Raw genomic sequence first — 14,341 nt, 5'->3', positions numbered from 1 at the left:
CGCAACCTCAGACGGCCTGGTTCAGAACGCTTGCAGCGCAGGCAGCGCCTTGCCGGTCCACTTCTGCGCAATGGCGTCGAGTTCGCCATTCAGCTTGACGTAGGAGATGGTGGTGTTGAGCCACTGGCGCAGCTCGAAGGCGTCGCGGCGCACGGCCATTGAATTGGGCTGCACCGAGAACGCGAACTTGGCGTCGAACTTGCCGGCACCGCGCGCCTTCATGATCTCGTTGCCGGTGGTATTGGGCAGGGCAATGGCTTCGACCTGGTTGCTGATCAGCGCCTGCGCGCAGGTGGCATCGTCCTCGAAGCGGACGATGTTCATGCCGGGCACGGCCAGCCGGGTCAGCGCGGTGTCCTGCGTGGTGCCGCGCGTCACGCCCACCTTCTTCTTCCCGAGTTCCGTCAGCCTGGCGTACTTGGCAGCGACGGGCGCGAAGATGGTCAGCTCGAACGCGCTGTAGGGTGCACTGAACATGATGGCCCGCGCCCGCTCGGGCGTCGGCGCCAGCGTGGCGACCAGGAAATCGACCTTGCCGGCCTCCAGCGCCGGAATCCGGCTGGGCGAGGTGAGCGGAACGATATCGACCGGCACGCCCAGATACTTGCCGAGCAGGTTGGCCACGTCGACGTCATAGCCGGCGGGCTTGCCGGTGGCGTCCGTGGTGCCGAAGGGCGGGGCGCCGGTCACCACGCCGATGGTGACCCTGCCCTTCTTGACGATCTCGGCGACGGTCTGCGCCTGGGCGGTGAAAGCGGCGCTGGTCAGGACCAGCAGAGTCAGCACGGGCGCGGCTGCGCGGCGCAACAAGCGTTGGACGTTCATCATGTCTCCTGCACGTTTATGGAATGTGTCGCTGGCGTCGCAGCGTTGGGCAAGCACCGTCTTGAAACCGGTTTCAGGATTATAGGAAACCGGTTTCAGAGATCCAGCAGTGGAAACCCTTACGGTCAAAAACTGCGTTTGGCGGATGTGGAAACAGGCACGTCAGGCACCCGCTGGACGTGCGCAGCGGGTGCAGGCGTGGATCAGGCGGGCACGGCGGGCGCCGGTGGGGAAGGGCTCTGCGATCAGGCGCGGCGGGTCGATCCGCGCGTGACCAGCGTGCCGGGCAACAGCACCCGGCGCGGCGGCAGCTGCGTGCCTTGCAGGCGCTCTATCAGGCAGTTGGTGGCAACGCGCCCGATATCGTCGGTGGGCTGGGAAATGGCGCTGAGGCCGGGACCGACCAGTGCAGCCCATTCCGGATCATCGAAGCCGATCAGGCCCAGGTCGGCGCCAAGCTGCCACCCTAGTCTGGCGGCCGATGCGGCCACGCGCAGCGAGATCACGGCGTTGGCCGCCAGCACGGCAACGGGTGCCTGTCCGGCGCCACGGCGCAGCGCGCGCAGCGCTTCATCCAGGGCATCGTCGTCACCCCGCTGGGCTTCAAAAACGGTCCCTCCAACCGTGTCCACGTGTTCGGCGACAAAGGCCTGGAACGCGCGCGCCCGCTCGTTGCGCGAGCTGATGGCCTTGATCGGCTCGCTGATGAACAGCAGGCGCCGGTAGCCGGCTTCGACCAGGTGGCCGGCGGCTTCCTGGACGGCGGTCTGGTTGTCCAGGGCCACCAGGTCGACTTCGGCATCGCCGACCTTGCGGTCGACCAGGACCACTGGCTTGCCCAACTGCGCCGCATCGGCCAGGGCGCCGGCATCGTGGCCCAGCGTGTGCAGGATAAAGCCCTCAACCCGGTAGGCCGACAGCGAGCGAATGGCTTCGCGCTCCAGTTGCTCGTCATTGCCGAGGTTGAACAGCATCACCATGTAGCCGGCGTCGCGACAGGCCTTCTCAACGCCGCGCAGCACGGCCACCGAGAACGAATTGGAGACATCCGCGACCACCAGGCCGATCAGGCGCGACTTGCCGCGCTTGAGCCCCTGCGCCATCGGGCTGGGGCTATAGCCGAGCGCGCGGATGGCCGCGGCGACGCGCGCCTCCACGTCCGCGGAAAGCTGCTCGCCGCCCCGGTTCAGGTAGCGCGATACGGTTGCCTTGGACACGCCCGCATAGTCGGCAACGTCCTGGATGGTGAGTTTCTCTGCAGGTTTCTGGTCGGACACAGGTCGGATAACAGGGCGCGGCATAGGGTTCGGGTCTCGGTGAAACCAGTTTCACGATTATGCCTCGGGCGTGTCGGGATGTGCCAGCCTCCGGGGCGATTGGGCTCCGATACCTGGTGCGGCAAACCGTCGAAGGGCCAGACCCTTCGACGGTTATCCCGAATGAGCCAGCGCTACCGCATCGGCACCTGCCGGAAACCGAAGCAGCCCGGACCTGTCGTTGGCGGCACGCCAAACCGCTTCGGCCACCTCGGCCTCGGTCGTCACCGCTGCCGGTTGCGAGAGGGAAGCAAAGATGCCCTGCGCGCAAGACGCGTATGCCTCGGGGATCAGGCCCTCCATGCGCGGTCCCCCGTTGCTGGTAAAGCGCGTGGTCGGTCCGTAGCCTGGCTCGACCAGCTTCACGCTCACGTTGAACGCTTCGAGCTCGAACGCGAGCGATGCGGTGAAGCCTTCGATGGCCATCTTGCTCGCGGTGTAGACGGCTACCATCGGCATCGGCGCCAGCGTCGTGCTCGAGGTCACGTTCACCACCACGCCCGACCTGCGCGCACGGAACTGGGGCAGCACCGCCTGGGTCATCGCCATCACGCCGAACGTGTTGGTCTCGAACACCTCGCGCGTCGTGGCCATCGGAGTGGCCTCGAAGGCGCCAAACAGGCCGATGCCCGCGTTGTTGACGAGCACGTCGATGGCTCCGCTCGCTGCAAGCGTGGCGGCGATGCTGTCGGGCTTCGTCACGTCGAGCGCCAGCACGCGGATCCGGTGGGATCGGGGCAAGAGTTCTTCGTTCGGCGTTCGCATGGTGGCGATGACGTTCCAGCCCTGCGCGTGGAAGTGGCGCGCGGTTTCAAGGCCATAGCCAGAGGAGCAGCCGGTAATCAGCACGGTTTTCATGAGGGTTTCGGTGGTGGTTTGGATGCCGGCAACGATAGCGGGGATGCGACGGACTGCCTACAATGAAAAGTCCAGATTTCATTTGCAATCGTCCGGCGATGAGCGATCCCCTGTCAGAAGTCATCTCGCTGCTTCAGCCGCGTGCCGTGTTCTCGAAGTCCATCAGCGGCGCCGGCCGCTGGGGTGTTCGCTACGCTGACTTCGGCCAGCCAAGCTTCTGCGCCGTGCTCGAGGGCAGTTGTCGTCTCGCCGTCGACGGCCAGCATGCCCTCACGCTTGAGACGGGCGACTTCGTGCTCCTGCCGGCAACGCCGGGCTTCACCTTGTCGGGCTTTGAGCCGGTGGCGCCCGAGCGCATCGACCCCAAAGTCACGCCCGCGCCGATGGGCGAAGTTCGTCACGGCAGGCGCGGTGGACGCCCCGATGTGCGACTGCTCGGCGGCTACTTCGTCTTCGACTCGTCCAATGCTGCGTTGCTGGTGTCGCTGCTGCCGGCGCTGGTGCATGTGCGCGGCGCCGAGCGGCTTTCGGCAATCGTGCGGCTCGTCAGCGAGGAATCGGGTGAACGGAGGTCGGGGCGCGAGCTCATGCTCACGCGCCTGGTGGAGGTGCTGCTGATCGAAGCGCTGCGCTCAACTTCGGGGGAGGACGCGCCCCCGGGGCTGCTGCGTGGCCTGACCGATACGCGACTCGCGTCAGCGATGCGGCAGATGCACGCCGATCCCGCGCGCTCGTGGACGGTGGCCCAACTTGCCAGGAAGGCAGCGCTGTCGCGCTCGACCTTTTTTGAGCGCTTCACGCGCGCCGTGGGAATGCCACCGATGGAATACCTGATCGCCTGGCGCATGGCCGTGGCGAAGGACCTGCTCCGTCGCCATGACATCGGGATCGCCGAAGTGGCTGAACGGGTCGGCTACGGCTCGGCAACTACCTTCAGCACCGCGTTCAGCCGGCACGTCGGCCAACCACCGAGTCTCTACGCGCGCAAACGCTAGAACGTCGTGTTCCACGCAGGGGCGAAGAAACCCTGATAGACGCAGATCGACTCACCGTCGAGCGCATCGCCAGCCTGACGGGCTTCACCGACCCGAACGCATGCGGCGGGCATTCCTGCGAATCTTCGGCGAACCCACCTGCACGAAGACCTCTCGGTTGAAAGGCTCGCAGATTCCGTGCATATGAGCCCACGCCACTTCGGCCGCGAGTTCCGGCTGAACACCGGTCAATCACCCGCACGTGCAGTCGAGCAGCTGCGCGTTGAAACGGCGCGCATCCTGGCAGCCAGGAAGATAAAGATTGCACTGCCAGAGAACGTGGCCATCGACGCCGAAGTCGACCTCGGCATGGCGGGCGATGCGTATTGCCTGCAGGCGCGCCTCAACGTGCACGTCCCAGGCGTGGAGCGCGAGACCGCGGAGGCCCTGGCGCACGAGGCGCATCAGACCTGTCCGTATTCCAAGGCCACGCGGGGCAACATCGACGTCACGATCAACGTGGTCTGAGGGGCGCGCGCGTGAAAGCGATAGGCGATCCCGCGCCGGCTCGGCTGAGCGTTGCCTGCTCGGCGCAGACAAGCCGGCTCAAACTGCGCGCGCCAGTCGCGCCTGCAGCACGTTGCTGATACCGGCGCCGATCGCGCCGAGCACACCGGCAGCGGCCAGCGCCCCTAACAACATCAGCGACGGTGGCTGGCTCGCAGCAAAGAAACTGATCAGGCCAAGGAAATAGGCAAGCGGATTGTTGATCCGTGGCAGCGCGCGCAGGCTGAGCACGAGTACCACGTCGCCGAACACCGCGAGCGGTGTAGCCAGGTCACCGAAGCGCGGCGTCAGCCATCCAATCAGCAGTCCGGTCGCAGCACCGAAGACGATGCCGAGCAGGAATGCCGCAAGGTTCGCTGCGCCTTCGCGCGCCGTCTGCGAGCCTGTGTTGAATGCGACCCAGCCAAGGAACATGGCCCAGGCGGGTAGCGCTGCGGTGAGCGTCAGGAAAGTCGTAACGGCAGCCACCACGGCCCCGATCAGGGTAATGCCATGGAACGTGCCTGGCGGGATATTCAGTGCCGCAGCCTGTACCGAAATGCCAATCTTCGGCATGGGAGCCTCCTTCCGGAAGATGACCTGCCCGGTTGGCCTCAGGCAGGTCACGGTGTGTGTCAGACCAGGTTGGTCTCGACGTGGATGTTGCCGTGCAGGGCCTTCGAGTATGGGCAGGTCCGGTGCGCGGTATCCACCAGTGCCTGGGCCACTTCACGGTCGATGCCGGGGATGTGGACATTGAGCCGGGCCTGCAGCAAATAGGCCTCGCCAGCCATGCCCAGGTCAACCTCGGCGTCGACCGAAAGCTCGGCCGGCAGCTTCACTTTCATCTTGCCGGCGGCCAGCCCGATCGCGCCGATAAAGCACGCCGACCATCCCGTGGCGAGCAATTGCTCCGGGTTCGTGCCCGGGCCTTTGGTGCCCGGCGAGGACAGTTGAAGGTTCAGCCGGCCGTCATCGCTATGGGCTTCGCCGTCGCGTCCGCCTGCGGTGATGTGGACTTTGCCGGTGTACAGCACTTTTTCGATACGGGTCATGATGCGCTCCTTGTTTATTCAGAAAGTCGGGGTTCAGGCGTAGGCGCCGTCAAGATAGGGGTCGACACTGCGCGCCGGGTCCGCTGAAACGCCGGTGCGGTCCAGGCCGGACAGGGTGCGTGCGCCGTCGTAGTACGGATCGACGTTGCGCGCACCGTCCGTGAACGGGTCGACGGCACGCGCGCCGTCGCTGTACGGGCTGCGTGCCTCTTGCACGGAGCGGGCACCGTCGGTGAAGGGGTCTCGCGCGCCCGGCTGGGACAGTGCGGCGGCCTGCGCACCGGCAGCGGCGGCAACCAGGGCGATGGCGAAGACAAAGCGCTTGGCGATGTTGTGGGTAGTCATGATCGTCTTCCTTAAAGGTTTGGGTTCGGTATTGCGCGGCAGGGACTGGCTTTGTTGAGGTTCGCCGCCGGGCCACGGAATGCATTTAAGGCGATCGATGTATCTGGCCCGTAGCGCGTGAGGGGTGTCTCTGTCGAAACACGTATCGTTGCAGCTGCGTGATACAGACGGGTACAAATTCATGCGCGAACGGGCTGGGGAGCCGCATCGGCAGGGGACTCGGACAGGCTTATGCGCCACATTCTGCGCCTCTGCATGCACCTAGGGTTTCTCCCGAAAATCCTCCGTACGCCCTTGTTTTGATTGTGATTCTGGTTGAACGGCAGCCGTTGCTAGTCGTGGCGGTGACCAACTTCGACCTTGACCATCCGTCGAAACCGCCGATAATGCAAACGTTTGCAAAGGAGGCAAAACATGGAAACTTCCAGCGAGCGGCAGGCGCCACAAGGCGAGCGTCTGGCGCTGATCGAGGACGAACACTCGGTGACAGGCGTGGTCCAGGCGGCCATGGCCAATACCGCCAATCCCCGCCTGCGCTTCATCATGGATTCCCTGGTGCGGCACCTTCACGGGTTCCTGTCCGAGGTGCGGCTGTCCGACGAGGAATTCGAGCTTGCCCTGGGGTATATCGCCAGCCTGGGCCATGCGACCAATGCCAAACACAACGAGGTTGTGCTGGCTGCCGACGTGCTGGGGCTGTCGACGCTGGTGACCGTCATGAATAACAGCACCAGGGACGGGCGCACGCCCGGCGCGCTGCTGGGCCCGTTCTATCGCGCCAACGCGCCGCGCTATGACTGCGGTGACTGCGTGGTGCAGGACGACGCGCCTGGCTTGCCGCTGCTGGTCAGCGGCACCGTGCGGGCGACCGATGGCACGCCGCTGCCAGGCGCCCTGGTCGAGATCTGGCAGGCGTCGCCGGTGGGACTGTATGACAACCAGGATCCGGCCCAGCCCGACCGCAACCTGCGCGGCTGCTTCCATACCGATGAAAGCGGCGGCTACCACTTTCGCACGGTACGGCCTGCCGGCTATCCCGTGCCGACCCACGGCCCGGTAGGCACGCTACTGGCCGAGCAGCAGCGCCATCCGTACCGGCCGGCGCATATCCATTTCATCGTCGCGGCGCCGGGTTACCGGACGCTCGTCACCCAGGTGTTTGCCGACGCGCCGGACAAGCTGGAATCCGATGTCACGTTCGGCGTGCATCGGCAGCTGGTTGGCGATCTCCGGCTGCACCACCAAGGCCCCAGCCCGTGGGGCGATGTGCCGGCGCCGTTCTACACACTGGCGTTCGATTTCACGCTCGAGCCCGGCGAGCAGACCTTCCCGAAGCCGCCGATCGACTGATCGCCGGATCGGCTTCCCCTGACCCATTCCCACATTGAAACCATGAGTGCTACTTTTCTTTCCGGCAAGGTGGCCGTGATCCTCGGCGGTACCGGCGCGATCGGCTTTGCCGCCGGTGAAACGCTGGCGCGCCTTGGCGCAAGCGTCGTGCTGACCGGGCGCGACGCCGACGAGGCGGCCAGTGCCGCGGCGGCCTTGCCGGCCGGCAACCATCTTGCCGCTGTGGCCGAGGTTGCCGACAGCGCCTCGCTGCGCGCGCTGGCCGACGAGGTCAGCCATCACTACGGCCGCGTCGATATCCTGGTGAACACCGCAGGCTTTACGCGGGCGATCCCGCACGCCGACCTGGACGCCCTGGACGATGCGCTGATCGATGAACTGTTTGCCATCAACTGGCGCGGGCAGTTTGCTGCGATCCGTGCGTTCGCGCCGCACCTGCGCGCCAATGGCGACGGGCTGGTGGTCAATGTCGGGTCCATCGCCGGCCGTACGGGGCAGGGCAGCAACGTTGCGTACTGCGCTGCCAAGGCCGGGCTCGATGTCATGGCGATGTCGCTCGGGCGCGCGCTGGCGCCGCATATCCGCGTGCTGAACGTATCACCGGGCGTGGTCGATACCGCCTTCGTGCCGGGACGCGACAGCGGCTTCAACGAGCGCGCCGCCAAGTCGACGCCGCTCAAGCGCGTCGGCCAGGCACAGGACGTGGCCGATGCCATCGCGGCCTGCGCGACGTCGCTGCGCTTTGCCACCGGCACCACCATCGTCGTGGACGGCGGCCGCCAGCTTGGATAGGCCGGGCCCCGCTTGTTTACCCAACCGAATTTCCATCACTGACCTTCGCTCATGCACGCACGCAAGACCATCATCACCTGCGCGGTGACCGGTAATATCGTCACCCCGGAGCAGCACCCCGGCTTGCCGGTCACGCCGGCCCAGATTGCCGACGCCGCGCTGGAAGCCGCCGAGGCCGGCGCAGCCGCCGCCCACATCCACGTGCGCGACCCCGAAACGGGGCGCCCGTCGATGTCGCTCGACTACTACGCCGATGTCATCGACCGCATCCGCAAACGCAACCGCTCGCTGATTATCAACCTCACCACCGGGCCCGGTGGCCGCTTCGTGCCGAGCGAGGACGAGCCGCGCGTGGCCGCGCCGGGCACCACGCTGCTGCATCCCGCCAAGCGCGTCGAACACATCGCGGCGCTGCGCCCGGACGTCTGCTCGCTCGACCTGAACACCATGAACTCCGGCGGCGACGTGGTCATCAACACGCCCACCAACGTGCGCAAGATGGCCGGCGTGATCCGCGCGGCCGGTGTCATGCCCGAGCTGGAGATCTTCGATTCCGGCGACCTCAACATGGCGCTCGACTTCATCCGTGAAGGCGTGCTGGACGGCCCCGGCCTGTGGACCCTGGTGCTGGGCGTGAAGTACGGCTTTGCGGCCACGCCGGAAACCATTTTCTACGCGCGCAACATGCTGCCCGCCGGCGCCCACTGGTCGGCCTTCGGCATCGGCCGCGCGGAGTTCCCGATCGTGGCCCAGGCATGGCTTGCAGGCGGACACGTGCGTGTCGGCATGGAAGACAACATCTATCTGGAGAAGGGCGTGCTGGCGCCAAGCAACGCGGCGCTGGTCGCCAAGGCGCGCGACATCGTCAGGTCGCTCGGCGGCGAGATTGCGTCGTCGGCCGAGGCCCGGCGCACGCTTGGCCTGCGCGAGGCCTGATCCCGGCCATACCGAACCAAACATTTCAGGAAGGAAGCACCATGAACACCATTCGAGTCAGCGAGAAAGCCGCCAATATCGACGCCCTGCAGCTGGAGCTGCTCGGCGTGCCGCGCCCGGAAGCGGCGCAGGGTCAGGTCATCATCGAAGTGGCCAGTGCCGGGGTCAATCCGAGCGACGTGAAGGCAACGCTCGGCCTGATGCCGCATGCGGTCTGGCCGCGCACGCCAGGCCGCGACTACGCAGGCCTGGTGGTCGACGGACCCTCCGAGCTGCTGGGCCAGCCGGTCTGGGGTAGCGGCGGCGAGCTCGGCATCCGCCGCGACGGCACGCATGGCAAGTATCTGCGCATCCAGGCCAGCGCCGTGCGCGCCAAACCGGCGTCGGTGTCGCTGCTGGAAGCCGGCGCCGTGGGGGTGCCGTTCATTACCGCCTATGAAGGGCTGCGCCGCGCGGGCATGCCGCAGGCTGGCAGCACCGTGCTGGTGTGTGGCGGCAATGGCAAGGTGGGGCAGGCTACGATCCAGATCGCCACCGCGCTCGGCGCGCGTGTTTTTGCGGTGGAGCGCACCGCGGAAGCCTATCGCGGCCATGCCAGCGGCGACGTGCGCATGATCGATGCCAGCAGCGAATCCATTGCCGCGGTGGTGCGCGAAGAGACCGACGGACACGGTGCGGACATCGTCTACAACACGGTGGGAAGCCCCTACTTCGAACAGGCCAACCAGGCCATGGCGATCGGCGCGGCGCAGATCTTCATCTCGACCATCGAGAAGCCGGTGCCGTTCGACATCTTCGCCTTCTATCGTGGCCAGCACACCTATGTGGGCGTCGACACCCTTGCGCTGGACAGCAACGCCTGCGCGGGCATCCTTGACCAGCTCGCACCGATGTTCGCCTCGGGTGCGCTGCGGCCGTTCCCGGTCTTCTCCGACTACACCTATTCGCTCTCCGACGCCAAGGAGGCCTACCGGGCGGTCCTGCAAGGCGCGACCGAACGCGTGGTGCTGAAGCCGTGAACACGACCCGGTTCGCGCAGGCGCCGGCCTACTTTCCGGCCAATCATGAAGGCATGCACTGCCTGCGCCTGCAAGGGCATGAAGCGGGACCGTCCGAAGCCTTGTGGATGGGGGTCTCGGTGCTGTTGCCGGGCGGCCATACGTCGATGGATGCCGCGCCCGTGGAAAAGCACTACGTCGTGCTGGAAGGCGAAGTCTGCATCGCCACGCCCGACGAGCGCGTGACGCTGGCCCAGTTCGATTCCGTGCGCGTGGCGCCGGGTGAGGCGCGGCAGGTGTTCAACCCGGGCAATCGGCCGGCGATGCTGTTGCTGGCGATGCCGTATCCCAAGAGCTGATGTTTTTGGGCCGGACTGCAAACGATTGCAAAAGAGCGGGGCAGACGGCCCGCCCACAACAACCACGACAAACCAGGGGAGACAAATGAAGTCCATCAGAAAGCCCAGCCATCTGCTCATGCTGGCCATGGCCGCAGCCTGTGGCGGCGAGGCCAGCGCGCAGTCGGCCGTGACGCTGTACGGGCGCATCAATACGGCACTGGAGTATTCCTATGCCAACACCGCGACCGACGGCACCCGCCTTGGCGGCGTGGGGCGCCTGACCAACAACCGCTCAGTCTTCGGCATGCGCGGCGAAGAAGGCCTGGGCGGCAGCCTGAAAGCCATCTGGCAGATCGAAAGCAATTTCTCGCTCGATACCGGCCAAGGCCAGGTGGCCGGGCGCAATACGCGGGTGGGGCTGCAGGGCGATGCCGGCACGCTGTTCCTGGGGCATTGGCAGACCCCATACACCGAATCGACAACGGCCTACGATCCGTACTATCCGACCACCGCCGGCTATATGGCGCTGATCGGCAACGGCTCCACGTCCAGCTCCGACAACGTCCAGGACACCAGCTCGTTCGACCGCCGGCAGAAGAACATCATCGTCTACAAGTCGCCGTCGTTCGCCGGCTTCAGCGGCGCCGCGGCGTGGGGCGTGAATGAGGAGAAGACCACCGTACCGCGCAATCCCGGGTTGTATTCGTTCTCGGCGGCCTACGACAACGGCCCGCTCAACGTGGTGCTGGCCTATGAAGTCCACCAGCACTACCAGACCGCCGGCCGCAACGATGATGCGATGAAGGCGGGCGTCTCGTACAAGTTCCCCACCACCACCGTGGCGCTGCTCTATGAACGGCTCCACTACCGCACCGCGACCGGCGACCTGACCCGCAACGGGTACTACGCGTCGCTGGTGCAGAAGCTCGGGCCGGGCAGCGTGCGCGTCGGTTTTGGCCTTGCCAGCAATGGCGCGGGCAATGCGACCGAGACCGTGGGCTTCTTCCGCAGTGGCGCGGAAACGGGTGCCACGCAGGTCACGGTCGGCTACGACTATCCGCTGTCCAAGCGCACCGCGCTGTATGCGTACTACAGCCGCATCAACAACAAGCGCAATGCGATCTACGACTTTGCCATCAATGAACTGGGCGTGAGCGCGGGTTCAGACCCGCAGACGGTCGCGCTCGGCATGCGGCACTTCTTCTGAAGCAGGGCGGCACGCCCGGCATGGGCATGCCGCATTCATCGGCGACGCGCGGTGTTCGCGCTCGCTTCTGGAGTGAGGAGACACAGAATGATTCGATCCATCCAAGGCACCGTGCTGGCGCTGGCGTCATCGCTCATGCTGGCGGCCGCACCCGCCGCCCACGCGCAACCGCAATATCCCAGCAAGCCGATCCGGCTGGTGGTGCCGTTCTCGGCCGGCAGCGCCACCGACATCCTGGCGCGCATCATCGGCAGCAAGATGGGCGAGGGCGGCACTTACCAGGTGATCGTGGACAACCGCCCCGGCGCCGGCGGCACCCTGGGTGCCACCGGCGTGGCCAAGGCGGCGCCGGATGGCTACACGCTGATCCTGGTTTCGGTCGGGCACGCCATCAACGCCACGCTGTATCCCAAGCTCTCGTATGACACGGTGAAGGACTTCGCGCCGGTCTCGCTGGTGGCCACGGTCCCCAATGTGCTGGTGGTCAATGCCGCCAGCAAGTACAAGTCGGTGCGGGACGTCGTCAACGCCGCCAAGGCGACGCCGGGCGGGCTGAATTTCGACTCGGCGGGTTCGGGCAGCTCCACCCACCTGAGCGGCGAGATGTTCAAGATGCAGGCCGGCATTGACATCGTCCATATCCCGTACAAGGGCACGGGCGAAGCGCTGACCGACGTCATGGCTGGCCGGGGCGACATGATGTTTGCGCCCAGCGTATCGGCCATGCCGTTCGTCAGGCAGGGCAAGCTGCGGGCGCTGGCGGTCACCACGGCCAGGCGCGCCAGCGCGCTGCCGGAGATTCCCACGGTGGCGGAGTCCGGCTTCCCCGGCTACGCGTTCGACTCCTGGTTCGGGGTGCTGGCGCCCGCCGGCACCCCGAAGGAAATCGTCGATGCGCTCAATGCCGAGATCGGCAAGGCCTTGGCCGCGCCGGATGTGCGCGAGCGCCTGGCCGCCCAGGGCGCGGAGCCAAAGCGCTCGTCGCCGCAGGAGTTCGCTGCCTATATCCAGGCGGAGATCGGCAAGCTGGCGCCGGTGGTCAGGCAATCCGGCGTGAAAGCGGGGCAGTAGCGGCACCCGGCAGGCGTGCGGCGACGGCGCGGGGCTGGCTTAGAATGGTGGTTTCCAACCCTCCCCGGGCTGCCGCCCCGCCAACTGCCGTCATGCCTGAGCGCAAGCGCCTCACCCTGAAAGACCTGGCTGCCGAGATCGACGTGCATTACTCGACCATCTCGCGAGTGATGAACCCGGCCACGCGGCACCTGGTGGCTGAGGACGTGGCGGCCCGCATCCTGGAGGTTGCCGAGGCGCGCGGCTTTCGCCCCAACCGCATCGCGGCGGGGCTGCGCACCCAGCGTTCCGGACTGGTGGGCGTGGTGCTGCCCGATATTTCCAACCCGGTGTTTCCGCCCATCCTGGCCGGGATCGAATCCGTGCTGGCGCAGCAGGGCTACGTGCCGATCGTGGTCAATGCCGGTACCGACAAGAGCCGGCAGCGCTTTGTCATCGACCAGATGATCGGCCGGCAAGTCGAAGGACTGGTGCTTGCCACCGCGGAACGGGACGATCCGATCCTCGCCTACTGCCTTAAGCAGCATATCCCCGTGGTCACGGTCAACCGGGGCGATGACACGGGCCGGGTGTCCTGCGTGGTGAGCGACAACCTGCTGGCCATGCGGCAGACGGTCGACCACCTGGTCGGCCTGGGCCACCGCCGCATCGGGCATATTGCCGGGCCAGCCACGCTGTCGACCGGCTTCCTGCGTCGCGAGGGCTTTCTTCAGGCGGTCAAGCGCCACCGCCTGCGCCGCGGGGAATGGCAAGTCATGGAGGCCGCCAGCTATTCGCGCGAGGCCGGCCGGCTCGCATGCGAGCAGCTCTTCGCGGCATTTCCGCAGGTGACCGCTATCGCCGCCGGCAATGACCTGGTGGCGATGGGCTGCTACGACTACCTGCGCGAGCACGGCATGCGTTGCCCCGAGGATGTCTCGGTGGTGGGCCACAACGACATGCCTTTCGCCGACGCCCTGACGCCGCCGCTGACCACCGTGCGCATTGCCGTCCACGAAATGGGCGAGGAGGCTGCCCGCCTCCTGCTCAGGAAGATCGACAAGCCAGCCTCCGATGCCGTCACCGTGCAACTGACGCCGCAGCTGATCGTGCGGGGTTCCACGGCTGCGCCGCGCGCAGCGGAATAGCCGAGGGTCAATGCCCTGCTATCAGGCGTGGGCGCCGTCCTGGTAGGGATCGAAGCTGCGCGCCGGATCAGCGGACGGACCCGTGCGGTCCCACCCGGCCAGGATGCGTCCACCCTTGTCGTACGGATCGACATTGCGCGCGCCCTCGGTGTACGGGTCGCGTGCGTCCTGCACGGCGCGGGCGCCGTCGGTGAATGCGTTGCGTGCGTCCTGCACGGAACGTGCGCCTTCGCTGAACGGATCGCGCGCACCGGGACCGGCGGCCTGGGCGCCGGCGGCGGCAGCTGCCAGGGCGAGGGCGAGAACAATGCGCTTGGTGAGATCGGTAATCATGGTCGGTTTCCTTGAGGTCTGGGTTGAACTGCGCGGCCGGGGGATCGTCTTGTCGACGCATGCCGTCGGTCCACGAGATGCATTAAAGGAAACCGGTGTATCTGCGCTATAGCGTGGAGACCCTGTTTCTGTCAGGGCACGTATCGTCCCCTGTGCTTGATACATAGCGATACAAAAGGACCATGGGAGGCGCCTGCTGGCGTAGGCGGCAGGGAGGAGGCGCGCGGCGGCCGGAGCGCTTGCCGGATACCGCGCGCCCCGGGGAAG

At 66.4% G+C, this 14,341-nt stretch carries 17 protein-coding genes; 10 read left to right on the top strand and 7 right to left on the bottom strand.

Annotation, left to right across the window (positions count from 1 at the left end):
* Positions 1 to 21: 21 nt before the first annotated feature.
* From AC3WRI_RS06210 to AC3WRI_RS06200, 3 genes are all read right to left on the bottom strand, one after another.
* Positions 22 to 825 carry a transporter substrate-binding domain-containing protein gene (locus tag AC3WRI_RS06210; protein WP_010810283.1) on the bottom strand — a complete coding sequence of 268 codons (804 nt, stop codon included), beginning with the start codon at positions 823 to 825 and terminating at the stop codon, positions 22 to 24.
* A 245-nt stretch (positions 826 to 1,070) separates the two neighbouring features.
* Complete coding sequence (locus AC3WRI_RS06205; RefSeq protein ID WP_011617484.1) at positions 1,071 to 2,126, bottom strand: LacI family DNA-binding transcriptional regulator; 1,056 nt, start codon at positions 2,124 to 2,126, stop codon at positions 1,071 to 1,073.
* 129 nt (positions 2,127 to 2,255) lie between these two features.
* Positions 2,256 to 2,999, bottom strand: coding sequence for an SDR family oxidoreductase (locus AC3WRI_RS06200; protein WP_010810281.1), 744 nt, complete (start codon positions 2,997 to 2,999; stop codon positions 2,256 to 2,258).
* 98 nt (positions 3,000 to 3,097) lie between these two features.
* Between AC3WRI_RS06200 and AC3WRI_RS06195 the strand changes: the two genes are divergently transcribed.
* Positions 3,098 to 3,994, top strand: a complete 897-nt coding sequence (locus AC3WRI_RS06195) for an AraC family transcriptional regulator (protein WP_492292865.1) — start codon at positions 3,098 to 3,100, stop codon at positions 3,992 to 3,994.
* A gap of 138 nt (positions 3,995 to 4,132) precedes the next feature.
* Complete coding sequence (locus AC3WRI_RS06190; protein WP_255266277.1) at positions 4,133 to 4,501, top strand: AraC family transcriptional regulator; 369 nt, start codon at positions 4,133 to 4,135, stop codon at positions 4,499 to 4,501.
* Between the two features lie 78 nt (positions 4,502 to 4,579).
* On the opposite strand, the gene AC3WRI_RS06185 is transcribed toward AC3WRI_RS06190, so the two are convergent.
* The 3 genes from AC3WRI_RS06185 to AC3WRI_RS06175 are packed head-to-tail and all read right to left on the bottom strand — an operon-like array spanning position 4,580 to position 5,919.
* Positions 4,580 to 5,095 (bottom strand): DUF1097 domain-containing protein, encoded by a 516-nt coding sequence (locus AC3WRI_RS06185; protein ID WP_010810278.1) that lies wholly within the window; start codon positions 5,093 to 5,095, stop codon positions 4,580 to 4,582.
* A gap of 59 nt (positions 5,096 to 5,154) precedes the next feature.
* The gene (locus AC3WRI_RS06180) at positions 5,155 to 5,574 is read right to left on the bottom strand and encodes an organic hydroperoxide resistance protein (protein ID WP_010810277.1); all 420 of its coding nucleotides are present in this window, start codon (positions 5,572 to 5,574) and stop codon (positions 5,155 to 5,157) included.
* 33 nt (positions 5,575 to 5,607) lie between these two features.
* Positions 5,608 to 5,919, bottom strand: coding sequence for a hypothetical protein (locus AC3WRI_RS06175; protein WP_010810276.1), 312 nt, complete (start codon positions 5,917 to 5,919; stop codon positions 5,608 to 5,610).
* Between the two features lie 414 nt (positions 5,920 to 6,333).
* On the opposite strand from AC3WRI_RS06175, the gene AC3WRI_RS06170 reads away from it, so the two are divergent.
* From AC3WRI_RS06170 to AC3WRI_RS06135, 8 genes are all read left to right on the top strand, one after another.
* Positions 6,334 to 7,269 carry a dioxygenase family protein gene (locus AC3WRI_RS06170; protein WP_010810275.1) on the top strand — a complete coding sequence of 312 codons (936 nt, stop codon included), beginning with the start codon at positions 6,334 to 6,336 and terminating at the stop codon, positions 7,267 to 7,269.
* 42 nt (positions 7,270 to 7,311) lie between these two features.
* Positions 7,312 to 8,061 carry an SDR family NAD(P)-dependent oxidoreductase gene (locus tag AC3WRI_RS06165; protein ID WP_439671967.1) on the top strand — a complete coding sequence of 250 codons (750 nt, stop codon included), beginning with the start codon at positions 7,312 to 7,314 and terminating at the stop codon, positions 8,059 to 8,061.
* A gap of 51 nt (positions 8,062 to 8,112) precedes the next feature.
* The gene (locus AC3WRI_RS06160) at positions 8,113 to 8,997 is read left to right on the top strand and encodes a beta-keto acid cleavage family enzyme (protein ID WP_010810273.1); all 885 of its coding nucleotides are present in this window, start codon (positions 8,113 to 8,115) and stop codon (positions 8,995 to 8,997) included.
* A 41-nt stretch (positions 8,998 to 9,038) separates the two neighbouring features.
* Positions 9,039 to 10,016 (top strand): quinone oxidoreductase family protein, encoded by a 978-nt coding sequence (locus AC3WRI_RS06155; protein WP_011617479.1) that lies wholly within the window; start codon positions 9,039 to 9,041, stop codon positions 10,014 to 10,016.
* Positions 10,013 to 10,354 carry a cupin domain-containing protein gene (locus AC3WRI_RS06150; protein ID WP_010810271.1) on the top strand — a complete coding sequence of 114 codons (342 nt, stop codon included), beginning with the start codon at positions 10,013 to 10,015 and terminating at the stop codon, positions 10,352 to 10,354. Before AC3WRI_RS06155 ends, AC3WRI_RS06150 begins: the two co-directional genes overlap by 4 nt.
* Positions 10,355 to 10,439: 85 nt before the next feature.
* The gene (locus AC3WRI_RS06145) at positions 10,440 to 11,543 is read left to right on the top strand and encodes a porin (RefSeq protein ID WP_010810270.1); all 1,104 of its coding nucleotides are present in this window, start codon (positions 10,440 to 10,442) and stop codon (positions 11,541 to 11,543) included.
* A gap of 87 nt (positions 11,544 to 11,630) precedes the next feature.
* Positions 11,631 to 12,614 (top strand): tripartite tricarboxylate transporter substrate binding protein, encoded by a 984-nt coding sequence (locus AC3WRI_RS06140; protein ID WP_010810269.1) that lies wholly within the window; start codon positions 11,631 to 11,633, stop codon positions 12,612 to 12,614.
* Positions 12,615 to 12,706: 92 nt separating this feature from the next.
* The gene (locus AC3WRI_RS06135) at positions 12,707 to 13,741 is read left to right on the top strand and encodes a LacI family DNA-binding transcriptional regulator (protein ID WP_010810268.1); all 1,035 of its coding nucleotides are present in this window, start codon (positions 12,707 to 12,709) and stop codon (positions 13,739 to 13,741) included.
* Positions 13,742 to 13,762: 21 nt separating this feature from the next.
* On the opposite strand, the gene AC3WRI_RS06130 is transcribed toward AC3WRI_RS06135, so the two are convergent.
* Positions 13,763 to 14,074 carry a hydroxyquinol 1,2-dioxygenase gene (locus AC3WRI_RS06130; protein ID WP_454750941.1) on the bottom strand — a complete coding sequence of 104 codons (312 nt, stop codon included), beginning with the start codon at positions 14,072 to 14,074 and terminating at the stop codon, positions 13,763 to 13,765.
* Between the last annotated feature and the right edge of the window lie 267 nt (positions 14,075 to 14,341).

Source organism: Cupriavidus sp. FW305-27 (genome assembly GCF_058787995.1).
Note: the sequence above shows the minus strand (reverse complement) of the source record. Positions and strands in the feature narration are given on the sequence as shown.